Origin of the sequence: Thalassospira australica (assembly GCF_044790785.1) — a bacterium.
Lineage (GTDB): Bacteria > Pseudomonadota > Alphaproteobacteria > Rhodospirillales > Thalassospiraceae > Thalassospira > Thalassospira australica_A.
In genome coordinates this window covers 1943480-1957269 of sequence record NZ_CP085258.1, presented here as the reverse complement: position 1 = coordinate 1957269, position 13790 = coordinate 1943480, and the positions used below count along the sequence as shown (strand labels likewise).

Here is a 13790-nt window from a genome sequence, read left to right as displayed (position 1 = left end):
GTTTCGGAATACCGCGGCGCACAAAACCCTTTAATCACATTATAATAGAACAAAATTTCGTACTTATTTGGGTACTTGATTAACATCTTTGACGAAGGCTTACAGCTTCACGCGCCTTACCAAAATCAAATTCAAGTCATAAAATATGCATTGTTTTCAATAAACTGATGAATAATTTGAAAGCACAATAAAAGGGCATTTCGCAAGGTTATTCATGCATCTTGTCCCCTGCCCCATGACTTTTCTTGCCGTGCAACATAATTCCCCGTAAAAAAGTGGTAGGGAGATACCGATTTGAGATTTAAAAATGGTCGGTAGTTGCAAGAAAACAGGCATGAAACAAAGGATCCATTATGAGCGATTTGCTTTGGCAGCCCAGTCCAACCCGCGTTGAAAATGCCAATGTCACCCGTTTTCGCAATTGGGTGAACGAAAAGCACAGCTTGAAACTGGACAGCTTCCACGCGCTCTATGACTGGTCCGTTACCTGCAAGGAAGATTTCTGGCCTGCAATCATAGATTATGCTGGCCTGAAAGCCGAAAGCTGGGGCGACAAGGTGCTTGTCGATGGCGACAAAATGCCTGGCGCCAAGTTCTTCCCGAATGCACGTTTGAATTTTGCCGAAAACCTGCTGGTGCGCGATGACGATACCGACGCGCTTGTATTCTGGGGCGAAGACAAGGTCAAAACCCGGATTTCATGGTGCGACCTGAACATCGCAGTGTCGAAATTCTCGCAAGCACTTCGTGCCGAGGGAATTACCAAAGGAGACCGCGTCTGCGGATACATGCCCAACATGATCGAAACCGTGATTGCCATGCTGGGCACGGCGGCCATCGGCGCGACATGGTCGTCGGCCTCCCCCGATTTCGGGGTTCAGGGCGTCGTTGACCGGTTCGGTCAGATCGAGCCGAAGCTTATGATCACGGTCGATGGTTATCATTATAATGGCAAAAGCCACGACATCCGCGAAAAGGTCCGCGATGTTATTGATCGCATCCCGTCGATCCAGAAGGTTGTGATTGTCAAATATGCCTTTGATGGCACCAACACGACCGGTATCCGCGGTGCCGTTTCCTATGATGATTTCCTTGCCCCCTTCAGCGCGGAAAAGATCGCCTTTGAACAGGTCGAGTTCAATCACCCGCTTTATGTGATGTTTTCTTCCGGTACGACCGGAAAGCCGAAATGCATCGTGCATGGCGCAGGCGGCACCCTTCTTAAACAGGTGTCGGAGCATGTCCTGCACTGCGATGTGGTGCCCGGCGATCGGGTATTCTATTTCACCACATGCGGCTGGATGATGTGGAACTGGCTGATGGGCGGGCTCGCAGCCGGTGCGACATTGCTGCTTTATGATGGATCGCCGTTCTACCCCAGTGGCAATATCCTGTTTGACTATGCCGATGCCGAGGGCATGACCCTGTTCGGGACATCTGCCAAATATATAGACGCATTGGCCAAGGCCGAACTTAAACCGCGCGAAACCCATAATCTGTCGACCGTGCGCGCCATGACATCGACCGGATCGCCATTGGCCCCGGAAAGTTTCGATTATGTCTATCGCGACATAAAGCAGGACATCCATCTGGCATCAATCTCGGGGGGCACGGATATTCTCGGATGTTTTGTGCTTGCCTGTCCGGTCTTGCCGGTCAGGAGGGGCATCATCCAGACCCGTGCGCTTGGCCTTGCCGTTGATGTTTTTGATGATAACGGAATGCCAATTCGTAACGAAAAGGGCGAACTGGTCTGTACCGCGCCCTTCCCGTCCATGCCGATTGGCTTCTGGAACGATCCTGATGGTGCGCGTTACAAAGATGCCTATTTCAATCGCTTTGATAACATCTGGTGTCACGGCGATTATGTCGAACTTGATGACGATGGTGGCATGGTCATCTATGGCAGATCCGATGCAACGCTGAACCCCGGTGGTGTTCGCATTGGCACCGCCGAGATTTACCGCCAGGTCGAAAAGCTTCCCGAAATTCAAGAATCCATCGTTATCGGTCAGGAATGGGATAACGATGTCCGGGTCGTTCTTTTCGTTGTGCTGCGCGAAAAATATCAGCTCGACGACCTTCTGATCGACCGTATACGCCAACAGATCAGGAATAATTGCACACCACGCCATGTCCCGGCAAAGATCATTGCCGTCGCCGACATACCGCGCACGAAGTCGGGAAAAATCACCGAACTGGCTGTTCGGGATGTCGTTCATGGTCGCCCGGTAAAGAACCAGGAAGCACTGGCAAACCCCGCAGCGCTTGAGCTTTTCTCGAATTTGCCGGAACTGCGCGGTTAAACGGATTTTTCCGATACCCCCCGATCAAACCCCGTCGCATCGCCGACGGGGTTTTCGTTTCTGCGAAAAATTAATCAGAACCACAAAGCGTGCACGGCAATCGAAATCGATATCGGAGATCGATTCCGCGTCGCAACAGAGTTTATTTTTTGAGCAACAGTTAACTTTGGTTAAAAAATGCTCATTTCATTTCTGGCAACAAAAAAATTTTGAGATTTGTAACTTTCACAATCCTGACCTTTCGCACAGGATTTCAACCTTTTGATTTATGGCGTTTTTTTGACCTAAACAGGTACTGTAGCGGGTAAAATGACGATTGTCTGCATCTCGCCTTGGCCCGTAAATAGTGTCAAATTTCACAACAATACCTGCACACAAAATTTTTCGGACTTGACACATACCAGCCGAAAATTTCTTAATTTGGTGGTCCGATAAAAACAGGACAGTGGGATATGCTGCTCTGGCATATCCAGGGTGGCATAAAATTACCAAAGCCTTGAAGAATGCTTTGCTAATAAGGGAGCTCATCTAATGAAAATCAAAACGATCCTGGCCGCTGGCGCAATGTCTGTTGCAGCCATCGCCGCAAACAATGCCCAGGCGGGCGCTGTACTTGACGGCATCAAGGCCAAAGGTTTCGTTCAGTGCGGTGTAAACACGGGTCTTCCGGGTTTCTCTGCTGCTAACGCCGAAGGCAAGTGGGAAGGCATCGACGTTGATATCTGCCGCGCAGTTGCTGCTGCCGTTCTCGGGGATGCCAACAAGGTGCAATATACCCCGTTGACAGCGGCACAACGCTTTACTGCTCTGCAGTCCGGCGAAGTCGATATCCTTTCGCGCAACACAACTTGGACTCTGACCCGTGATACCAGCCTCGGTCTGACCTTCCTTGGTGTTAACTACTATGACGGCCAGGGCTTCCTTGTCCCGACCGCCCTTGGTGTTTCCAGCGCGACCGAGCTTGACGGTGCAACTGTCTGCGTCGAACCTGGCACCACCACCGAACTCAACCTGGCCGACTACTTCCGCGCCAAAGGCATGAGCTTCGAGCCCGTCGTGATCGAAAACATCAACGAAGCAACCGCAGCATTCTTCTCGGGTCGTTGCGACGTTTACACCACGGATGCCTCGGGCCTTGCATCGATCCGCACCACAATGGCTGAAAACCCGGACGATTATGCAATTCTTCCGGAAATCATTTCCAAAGAACCGCTTGGTCCGGCTGTTGCACAGGGTGACGAACAGTGGGCCGATTCCGTTCGCTGGGCTTTCATGGCCATGGTCGAAGCCGAGGAATACGGCGTCACCATGGAAAATGTTGACGAAATGAAGAGCAGCACCAATCCGGGCATTCAGCGCCTTCTGGGCGTGTCGGCCGGTATGGGTGAAGCCCTTGGTCTTGACGAAGAATGGGCTTATCGCATCATCAAACAGGTTGGCAACTATGGCGAAAGCTATACCACCAACGTTACCGAGAAACTCGGCTTGGAGCGTGGTCTTAATGCGCTTTGGACCGATGGTGGTCTGATGTATGCGATGCCGGTCCGCTAAGAACTAGCGACGGTTCGTACAGCCAAACGAAGCTCCGCCCCACTGCCTGAACGCATGGGCGGAGCTTTTCGTTAGGGCCTTTGAAAATTGGATACAATCTACGCCTGAGGGTCAGATGAGTAAGACTCAAAATGCCCCGGGGGGTGTCCGTTCACCAAAAAGCCTCGCCGATTACCTGAACGACGAGAACGTTCGCGCCATAATCTATCAAATCATTGCGATCGGACTTGTTATATTGGCAGGCTGGTATCTGGTTTCCAACACCTTGGAAAACCTGGAACGGCAAAACATCTCAACCGGTTATGGCTTCCTTGATCGGGAAGCATCATTCGAGATCAGCGAAAGCATGATCGAGTATTCCGCCCAAAGCCCGTACAGCACGGCGCTTATGGTTGGTCTGCTCAACACCGTGAAGGTTTCACTTCTCGGCATTATTCTGTGTACCATTATCGGAACGATTTTTGGTGTCGCGCGCCTGTCATCGAACTGGATTGTCCGGAAACTTGCGACCGTCTATGTTGAATTTTTCCGCAACATTCCGGTCCTTCTGCAACTGTTTTTCTGGTATGCGCTAATACCCAATGCATTCCCGCATCCCCGCGATGCTATCGAACTTTTGCCCGGCGTTCTTTTGACCAGCCGTGGTATGTATATGCCTGTCCCCGAAGCTCATATTGCCTTTGACATCATGGCCATCGCGTTCGCAATCGCGATTGTCGCGGTCTATTTCCTCTCGAAGTGGGCCAGAAAGCGACAGGATGCAACGGGTCAGCCGTTCCCGATTGTTGCGACAGGCATCGGCCTGATCATCGGTTTACCGATACTTGCATGGCTGATCAGCGGGGCACCGTCCGTGATGGATGTTCCAGAACTGCGTGGTTTCAACATCCGTGGCGGCACAAACGTCTCCCCGGAATTTCTTGCCGTTCTGGTCGGTCTGACGGTCTATACCTCGGCCTATGTTGCCGAAGTGGTCCGTTCCGGGATCGAAGCCGTCCCACACGGACAATGGGAAGCCGCAGAGAGCTTGGGCCTTCGCCGTTCGATTGCCTTGCGCAAGATAATTTTGCCGCAATCGATGCGTGTGACCATTCCGCCGCTGACAAACCAGTATCTGAACCTGACCAAAAACAGCTCTTTGGCCGTTGCTGTCGGTTATCCCGATCTGGTGTCAGTATCGAACACCACCATGAACCAGACAGGTCAGGCGATTGAGGCAATTTCGATTTTCATGTCGATTTATCTTGGCCTCAGCCTGCTGACTTCGTTGTTCATGAACTGGTTTAACAAGAAAATGGCTCTGGTGGAGAGGTAAGATGGCAATCAGCACCCAACTGCCTCCCGGACCGGCAGGCACTTTCACCCATAGGGCTATTAACTGGTCCAAAAAGAACCTATTTGACGGCTGGTTCAACTCGCTTCTAACCATTGGCGCATTGGCATTCATCTTATGGTTGGTTCCGACCCTGTTTAACTGGGCTGTGACCAACGCCACCCTGGAACCATCGGTTGAGGCATGTCGCGAAGTTGCCGGTGCCTGCTGGGGTTTTGTCAACGCCAATTTGCGTTTGATCCTGTTTGGCACCTACCCGTTTAACGAACAGTGGCGACCACTTGTCGCAATGCTGGTTCTGGTCGGCATCATCGTTGGAAGCCTTGGCGCAGTTCCCTATGCCGGACTTCGTCGCTGGATCGTCCCTATGTGGGTTATAGGGGTTCCGGTCATCGCCATTCTGATGTGGGGGGGCGTCTTTGGCCTGACCTATGTCCAGAACAGCTATTGGGGAGGCCTGCCGCTGACCCTGCTGCTGTCGGCAAACGGCATCATCTTTGCTTTTCCTCTAGGGCTCCTGCTGGCTCTTGGCCGGCGCTCCGATATGCCCGCCATACGGTCGATCTGTGTAGTCTATATCGAGATCATCCGTGGCGTACCGCTGATTACGGTACTGTTCATGGCATCCGTCATGTTTCCGCTGTTCCTTCCCGAAGGGATTACCATTGATAAATTGCTGCGTGCCCAAATCGGGATCATCCTGTTCACGGCTGCCTATCTGGCCGAGGTGTTTCGTGGCGGCTTGCAGGCGGTACCACGCGGACAGTTCGAGGCGGCCAACAGTCTTGGTCTGTCCTATTGGCAGGCGATGCGTCTGATCATATTGCCTCAGGCAATGCGTCTGGTTATCCCGCCAACGGTAGGTAGCTTTATCTCGATGTTCAAGGATACGACACTGGTTGTGATTATCGGCCTGTTCGATCTGCTGAACACCGTTAAGCTGGCCCTGCGTAGCGACCCGGCATGGACCCGCTACTATGTTGAAGGCTATGCCTTTGCCGCCGTGATTTTCTTCCTGTTCTGCTACTCAATGGCGCGATTCTCGATCTATCTCGAGAAAGAATTGCGCAAGGGTGAAAACAGGTAAGGCGTAAGGAAAACGACAATGAATGCAACTGATCAAGCAACAGAAACCAACATACCCGCACCTTCGGACGAGGATGTGATTGTCGTCAAAAAGGCGAACAAATGGTATGGTGACTTTCACGTTTTACGAGATATCGACCTGACAGTCCGCAAGGGCGAACGTATCGTGGTCTGCGGACCATCCGGCTCGGGAAAATCCACCCTGATCCGCTGCCTGAACCGGCTTGAAACCTATCAGAGCGGCGAAATCACGGTGGATGGTATTTTGTTGGGTGACGACATCAAAAACATCGAAGCGGTCCGCCGCGAGGTGTGCATGGTGTTCCAGCATTTCAACTTGTTCCCGCATATGACCGTTCTGGAAAACCTGACGCTGGCACCAATCTGGGTTCGTAAAATGCCCAAAAAGGAAGCCAATGATCTGGCTATGCACTATCTGGAACGTGTCAGGATTGCAGAGCAGGCCCACAAATTCCCGGGTCAGCTTTCCGGCGGCCAGCAGCAGCGTGTGGCAATCGCCCGCTCGCTCTGCATGCAGCCGAAAATCATGCTGTTCGATGAACCGACATCCGCCCTTGACCCGGAAATGGTCAAGGAAGTGCTCGACGTGATGGTTCAACTCGCCAAGGAAGGCATGACCATGCTTTGCGTGACCCACGAAATGGGCTTCGCCAAAGAGGTTGCTGACCGCGTCGTGTTCATGGACGCCGGTGAAATCGTTGAAATGGCGGGACCGCAGGAATTCTTTGCGAACCCGAAAAGTGAACGGACCAAGCTGTTCCTCAGCCAGATCCTGTCACATTAATCAAAACGCACTGCGGATTTCCGCTAATTGCATACCGGAAACGGTCCCGGAGACGGGGCCGTTTTCTTTTTTGCAAATTTCGGACTTGCCCCCTGCCCGCCAAATGCCGAAGATCGGCAGGCAAACAGCAATGGATAACCAGCTTTATGACTACGCCTTCCGAGACAGCAGCCACCAGTTCGACATCCGGTTTCGTCACCGTTCAGTCACTGATCAAAAAGTTCGGTGCCAATACCGTGCTTGATGATGTCAGTCTGTCGCTTGGCAAGGGTGAAACCATGGCGATCATCGGCCCATCGGCAGCAGGCAAAAGCGTGTTGCTGAAATGTCTTGTCGGCCTTCACGGTGCGGATAGCGGTAAAATCATGTTGGGGGGCGACGATGTCAGCCAGACCAATGCCCCTGCGCGTAAAGAATGGGCAGAACGGATCGGCATGCTGTTTCAGCAAAATGCCCTGTTCGATAGCATGAAGGTTTGGGAAAATATCTGTTTTCGTCAGATTGAACGCGGCACCATGACGCGCATGGCAGCCAAGGATCACGCCATCGAATTACTGGGTCATGTCGGCCTGTCCGAAGACAGTGCTTTTCTGTCGCCTGGTGATTTATCGGGTGGGATGCAAAAGCGTGTCGGCATTGCGCGCGCCATTTCAAGTAATCCGGAAATCCTGCTGCTTGATAACCCTACTGCGGGCCTTGATCCGGTTCTGTCAAACCATATCGAACTCATGATCAGCAAGATCGCAACCCAGCGCGGCACCACTGTCATAACCATCACCAATGACATGCAGATCGCGCGTACGCGCTACGCAAATCTAGTGATGATGCATGCCGGAAAGATTTACTGGGCTGGCCCAACCGATGATATTGATGATGCACATAATGACCATCTGACCCAGATGCTGAGTGGTTCATCGCAAGGGCCGATTACCATGCGCATGAACAAGCGCGGCGACCATATGGTCGCCTGATCGCGCCTCGTTGCGGTCAGTTCGCGGTATAAACCGAAAGATCCGCCTCGCGGATGACATCGGACCAGACAGGGCCCGGATGACGGTCGGTGAACAATGCATCGATTTCCGACAGATGTCCCAGCCGGACCATCGCGCGCCGACCGAATTTGGACGCATCCGTGCACAGGAAGGTCTGGCGCGCATTGGAAATGATCGCGCGTGCCACCCGGACTTCGCGATAATCGAAATCCATCAGGCTGCCGTCTTCATCAACGCCGGAAATCCCGACAATCGCGTAATCGACCTTGAACTGGTTGATGAAATCAATTGTCGCCTCGCCGATCACGCCAAAGTCACGCTGACGTACGACGCCCCCCGCGATAATCACCTCAAAACCCGGATTGGCGGCACAAATCTGGGCGACATGCAGATTGTTGGTGATGATCTTCAGGCTCTTGTGTGACGATAATGCCCGCGCAACTTCTTCGTTCGTGGTTCCGATATTGATGAATAACGATGCGCCTTCCGGGATGTGTTGCGCCACCAGATTGGCGATTTCACGCTTGCTGCCAAGGTTAAGAACCTGACGATCCGTATAGGCGGTGTTTTCGGTGGTCGAAAGGCTTGCCGCACCACCGTGATAACGGGCAACCAGACCTTCTTCGGCCATTTCATTGATATCGCGACGGATGGTTTGGGGCGTTACAGCAAAATGATCGGCCAGTGTATCAATGGTCATGAAACTGTTCGACGCGACCAGCTCCAGGATTTCGCGACGCCGTCGATCAAGCTTGCCCATATTATTTCCTTCCGCCCTGAATTTTCGTCTTTGATTGTTAATTTTCGTTACCGGTCAAAATGACGCCAATGGTCATAAGATGCAAGCCCTCCGTCAGAGCAGTTCCAACCGCATATAGTAAACCATTCAAACGAAACTCTCGGGAAAACCGTTAAACAGGTCGCGGGCTGCATGTGTTTCGCGTCGAATAAACTCGATCAGAGGCCGCACGCGTGCCGCATCTATCATATCGTTGTGGCACACCAGCCAGTAATCGCGATGGATCGGCACAACCTTGGGCATCACCGCAACCAGATCATCAAACATCGTCCCCATATAATACGGCAGCACACAAAGTCCGTACCCCGCCCTGCACGCCTTTAGCTGCGCAAAGACACTGGACGTCTGATAGGATGGCCGCAAACCAGGTACAATCTCCCCCAGATAATTCAGTTCCGGGGTAAAAATCATATCCTCGATATATCCAATGAAAGGATGGCTTGCGAGGTCCTCTCGCCGTTTGATCGCACGATTTTTTGCAATGTAATCGCGCGAAGCATAGACATACAGAATATAGCTGGAAATTTTCTCGAAATGATAGGCACCGGCCTTTGGTGTGCTTAAAGAAACCGATATGTCCGCCTCGCGCCGGGATAGCGAAACAATTTGCTGTATATTGACCATTTCAATGGTCAGGTTTGGATGTTGGCTGGCAAAATGAGGCAGTTTTTCCGCAATGAAAAAATTGCCATAACCTTCCGGGACGCTCAGGCGAATAACCCCGCTAAGCGGCAATGTGCCGTCGCCTACGACGCTTAACATTTTGACGGCCTCTTGGGCCATGGCCTCGGCCGGTTCCATCAGTCGCTGGCCAAGCGGTGTCAGGGCATATCCTTGTGGACTGCGCTCGAACAGTTTTGCACCAATGCTTTGCTCAAGACGCTCAATCCTGCGGGCGACCGTTACATGGCTGGTGCGCAGTCGCCGCGCAGCAGATGACAATTTACCGTCCTGGGCGACCGCAAGAAAATACTGTAAATCGTCCCATGTGAATTGACGCATTTGCCATCCTGTTCATTTTTGTACAGCTTCTGTCCAAAATTATATATTTGACCGCGTTTTGGTCAATGCTAGCGTAGTTCACGGTCCTGAGACCAAGAAAAGAAATAAAAATGAATTGTTCTTTTTCAGTGACTTAACGAGAAACAGACAACACCCGATACAAAACAACAAAAATGTGCACCCAATGCACAACCAGCCATCCGGGCCAAAGAACGGATCAAATATCCAAACGGCACGGAAGAATTGCCCGATACGTTTTGAGCGTATCTGAACATAAAGTTCCATCAGGGAGGAACCTAGATGAAGAAAATTGCAATCGCATCCGTTGCGATCATGGCTGCCGCTGCTGCATCACTGCCAGCACAGGCACAGGTCTCCGACGATGTCGTCAAGATCGGTATTTTGAATGATCAATCCGGTGTTTATGCCGATTTTGGCGGAACATGGTCGTATGAAGCGGCCCTGATGGCTGTTGAGGATTTCGGTGGCACCGTTCTGGACAAACCGATCGAAGTCATCACTGCCGACCATCAGAACAAGCCCGATGTCGCCGCCAACATTGCCCGCCAGTGGTATGATGAGGATCAGGTCGACAGCATCATGGAACTGACGACCTCGTCGGTTGCACTGGCTGTCCAGGGTATTTCCAAGGAAAAGAAAAAAATTGATATCGTTACCGGTGCGGCGACAACGGAGCTGACCGGGAAGCAATGTTCGCCCTATGGCTTCCACTGGGCTTATGACACCCATGCGCTGGCTGTCGGCACGGGCGGTGCGTTGGTGAATAACGGTGGCGATAGCTGGTTCTTCCTGACTGCGGACTATGCTTTTGGCTATTCGCTTGAAGAGCAGACCGGAAACTTCGTCAAGGCAAATGGCGGTTCCGTCGTCGGTTCCGTCCGGCATCCGTTGGCAAGCACCGACTTTTCATCGTTCCTTCTGCAGGCACAGGCATCGGGTGCGAAAGTAATCGGTCTGGCCAATGCCGGTCTTGATACCGCCAATGCCATCAAACAGGCATCCGAGTTCGGCATCGTTCAAAGTGGCCAGCGTCTTGCTGCCCTGCTTTTCACCCTTGCCGAAGTTCATGGCCTGGGCGCAGAAGCCGCACAGGGGCTGTCGCTGACCGAAGGGTTCTATTGGGACCGTAACGATGAAACGCGTGAATTCGGTCAACGCTTCTTTGATCGTACGGGCCGCATGCCCAATATGGTTCAGGCAGGCACCTATTCCGCTGTGCTCCAGTACCTCAAGGCGATCGAGGAAACCGGCACAGACGAAACCGAGGCTGTTGCAAAGGCACTGCATGAAATGCCGGTCAATGACGTCTTTGCCAAAAACGGCAAGGTCGGTGCAAATGGCCGCATGATCTATGACATGTATCTGATGGAAGTCAAAAAACCGGACGAGATGGCAGGCGAATGGGACTATTACAATGTTCTCGCGACCGTCCCTGGTGACAAGGCCTTCATTGATCCGGCCGAAAGCGGTTGTACTCTGGTATCGAACTAAGAACATGACGGCGACCGGAGTTAACGAAAAACCCGGTAACCATCAAAATCCGGCTGAGTCACGAGTGGTCCTTACCGCTCGTGACCTCCGTCGCGATTTTGGCGGGTTTACCGCGGTCAATAACGTCAATCTTGACGTCCATCACGCCAAGGTGCATGCGCTGATCGGTCCGAATGGCGCAGGCAAAACCACCGTTTTCAATCTTCTAACGAAATTCCTGCAACCGACCAGCGGAAAGATCACCCTGCTGGATCATGATATTACAAATATGGCCCCCGCCCGTGTGGCGCGTATGGGGCTGGTACGTTCATTCCAGATATCGGCAATTTTTCCCCATCTTACAGTTCTGGAAAATATCCGCATCGCACTGCAACGCCCCGGCAATCTCGCCGTGCAGTTCTGGTTGCCGCTTGGCAAGCTTGATGTTCTCAATGATCGCGCGATGGAGCTTTTGAAGTCCGTCGGGCTCGAGAACGAATGTGACAGTCAGGCCGCAGACCTTTCCTATGGCCGCAAGCGTGTGCTTGAAATTGCCACCACACTGGCACTTGACCCAAAGGTACTGCTGCTGGACGAACCGATGGCCGGCATGGGCGGCGAGGATGTCGGGATGGTTGCCGAAATCATTCGCGAAGTCGCCAAAACGCGCGCTGTTCTGATGGTTGAGCACAATCTCAAGGTTGTCGCCGATCTGTGCGATCATATTACCGTTCTGCAACGCGGCGAAATCCTCGCGGAGGGCGATTACGCCACCGTCAGCAAAGACGAGCGCGTAAAGGTCGCCTATATGGGGACGGATCATGACTGATAGAAAACCGCTTCTTTCCGTCCGGGACCTGAATGCCTGGTACGATGAAAGCCATATCCTGCATGGCGTCAATCTTGACGTTCGCCAAGGCGAGACGGTTACCATCCTTGGCCGCAACGGCATGGGAAAAACCACCACCTTGCGCTCTATCATGGGCATTTTGCGCAAACGCACCGGTACAATCGAATTTGACGGCAAGAACCTTATGAACCGGCCACTGCATCACACTGCACGTGCCGGGATCGGTTTTGTTCCCGAAGAGCGGGGCATTTTCGCAACCCTCAGCGTCGAGGAAAATCTCATGCTGCCGCCTGTCGTTTCCCCGAACGGCATGTCGGTTGATGAAATCTATGACCTGTTCCCCAACCTTTTGGAACGGCGTAACAGTCAGGGAACCAAATTGTCCGGCGGCGAGCAGCAAATGCTTGCCATGGCACGCATGCTGCGTACCGGGGTCAAAATGCTGCTGCTGGACGAACCGACCGAAGGCCTCGCCCCGGTTATCGTCCAGCGTATTGGCGAGGTGCTGCAAACCCTGAAACAGCGTGGCATGACCATTTTGCTTGTCGAACAGAATTTCCGGTTTGCCAGCAAAATTGCCGACAGATTCTACATCATGGATCATGGCGTGGTGAAAGAAGGTTTCGACGTGGCGGAGCTGCCCGCCAGAATGGACACCTTGCACGAAGTTCTGGGAGTATGATGCCGTGACAATGATATTTGGAATTCCGATCCAGGCATTTCTCGGCCAGCTTCTGATCGGTCTGATCAATGGGTCGTTCTATGCCATGCTAAGCCTTGGTCTGGCGATTATTTTCGGCCTTCTGCGCGTTATCAACTTCGCGCATGGTGCCCAATACATGATGGGGGCGTTTGTTGGTTTTCTTCTGCTGTCATGGCTCGGTGTGAATTACTGGCTGGCCTTGCTGGTGGCACCGGTCATTGTCGGCATTACCGGCATTGTGATCGAACGCTTTGCCCTGCGCCGTCTTTACAATCTTGATCATCTGTACGGGCTTCTGTTCACCTTTGGCCTTGCCTTGGTGATCGAAGGCGGCTTCCGCTATTTCTATGGCACATCGGGCCAACCCTATGCCACGCCTGCCTTGCTTTCGGGCGGGGTTAATCTCGGCTTTATGTATTTGCCGATTTATCGCGGCTGGGTCGTTGTTGCCTCGCTGGTAATCTGTATCGGCACATGGCTTCTGATCGAAAAGACCAAACTCGGTGCCTATTTGCGTGCTGCAACCGAAAACCCGACACTTGTTCAGTCATTTGGCGTCAATGTGCCGTTCCTTCTGACCCTGACCTACGGCCTTGGCGCGGGTTTGGCCGCATTGGCCGGAATTATGGCCGCCCCGATCTATCAGGTGAGTCCGTTGATGGGGTCGAACCTGATCATTGTGGTGTTCGCCATCGTGGTTGTCGGCGGCATGGGATCGATTATGGGGGCAATTGTCACGGGCTATATGCTTGGCATCCTCGAAGGGTTGACCAAGGTCTTTTACCCCGAAGCGTCGAACATCGTGATCTTTGTGATCATGGCAATCGTTCTTTTGGTCCGGCCTGCGGGTCTGTTTGGTCGGGATGCGTGAT

Annotated in this window: 12 protein-coding genes; 10 read left to right on the top strand and 2 right to left on the bottom strand. The window is 52.6% G+C overall.

The genetic code is table 11. The features are described 5' to 3' along the window. Positions 1–353 precede the first annotated feature (353 nt). The 6 genes from LG297_RS09355 to LG297_RS09330 all read left to right on the top strand — a co-directional run bounded on the left by LG297_RS09355 (position 354) and on the right by LG297_RS09330 (position 8052). On the top strand, positions 354–2306 hold the full coding sequence (locus tag LG297_RS09355) for an acetoacetate--CoA ligase (protein ID WP_404426641.1): 1953 nt from the start codon (positions 354–356) through the stop codon (positions 2304–2306). A gap of 531 nt (positions 2307–2837) precedes the next feature. Then, complete coding sequence (locus LG297_RS09350) at positions 2838–3857, top strand: amino acid ABC transporter substrate-binding protein (protein ID WP_404426640.1); 1020 nt, start codon at positions 2838–2840, stop codon at positions 3855–3857. A gap of 115 nt (positions 3858–3972) precedes the next feature. Then, positions 3973–5172 carry an amino acid ABC transporter permease gene (locus tag LG297_RS09345; protein WP_404426639.1) on the top strand — a complete coding sequence of 400 codons (1200 nt, stop codon included), beginning with the start codon at positions 3973–3975 and terminating at the stop codon, positions 5170–5172. A gap of 1 nt (position 5173) precedes the next feature. Beyond that, positions 5174–6277: an amino acid ABC transporter permease gene (locus LG297_RS09340; protein WP_404426638.1), complete on the top strand. Its 1104-nt coding sequence runs from the start codon at positions 5174–5176 to the stop codon at positions 6275–6277. Between the two features lie 18 nt (positions 6278–6295). Continuing rightward, positions 6296–7081, top strand: a complete 786-nt coding sequence (locus LG297_RS09335; RefSeq protein ID WP_404426637.1) for an amino acid ABC transporter ATP-binding protein — start codon at positions 6296–6298, stop codon at positions 7079–7081. A gap of 146 nt (positions 7082–7227) precedes the next feature. Further along, positions 7228–8052 carry an ABC transporter ATP-binding protein gene (locus LG297_RS09330; RefSeq protein ID WP_404426636.1) on the top strand — a complete coding sequence of 275 codons (825 nt, stop codon included), beginning with the start codon at positions 7228–7230 and terminating at the stop codon, positions 8050–8052. 16 nt (positions 8053–8068) lie between these two features. On the opposite strand, the gene LG297_RS09325 is transcribed toward LG297_RS09330, so the two are convergent. Together LG297_RS09325 and LG297_RS09320 are read right to left on the bottom strand one after the other, a co-directional pair. Continuing rightward, positions 8069–8833 (bottom strand): DeoR/GlpR family DNA-binding transcription regulator, encoded by a 765-nt coding sequence (locus tag LG297_RS09325; protein WP_404426635.1) that lies wholly within the window; start codon positions 8831–8833, stop codon positions 8069–8071. A gap of 126 nt (positions 8834–8959) precedes the next feature. Continuing rightward, positions 8960–9874 carry a LysR family transcriptional regulator gene (locus LG297_RS09320; protein WP_404426634.1) on the bottom strand — a complete coding sequence of 305 codons (915 nt, stop codon included), beginning with the start codon at positions 9872–9874 and terminating at the stop codon, positions 8960–8962. Between the two features lie 300 nt (positions 9875–10174). Here LG297_RS09320 and LG297_RS09315 point away from each other — a divergent pair, with 300 nt between their 5' ends. From LG297_RS09315 to LG297_RS09300, 4 genes are all read left to right on the top strand, one after another. Further along, on the top strand, positions 10175–11386 hold the full coding sequence (locus tag LG297_RS09315; RefSeq protein WP_404426633.1) for an ABC transporter substrate-binding protein: 1212 nt from the start codon (positions 10175–10177) through the stop codon (positions 11384–11386). Between the two features lie 64 nt (positions 11387–11450). After that, positions 11451–12194, top strand: coding sequence for an ABC transporter ATP-binding protein (locus tag LG297_RS09310; protein ID WP_404426632.1), 744 nt, complete (start codon positions 11451–11453; stop codon positions 12192–12194). Beyond that, a complete protein-coding gene (locus tag LG297_RS09305; protein ID WP_404426631.1) occupies positions 12187–12897 on the top strand; it encodes an ABC transporter ATP-binding protein in 711 nt (236 codons plus the stop codon). Before LG297_RS09310 ends, LG297_RS09305 begins: the two co-directional genes overlap by 8 nt. A 10-nt stretch (positions 12898–12907) precedes the next feature. Further along, on the top strand, positions 12908–13789 hold the full coding sequence (locus tag LG297_RS09300; protein WP_404426943.1) for a branched-chain amino acid ABC transporter permease: 882 nt from the start codon (positions 12908–12910) through the stop codon (positions 13787–13789). The last annotated feature ends 1 nt before the right edge of the window (position 13790 follow it).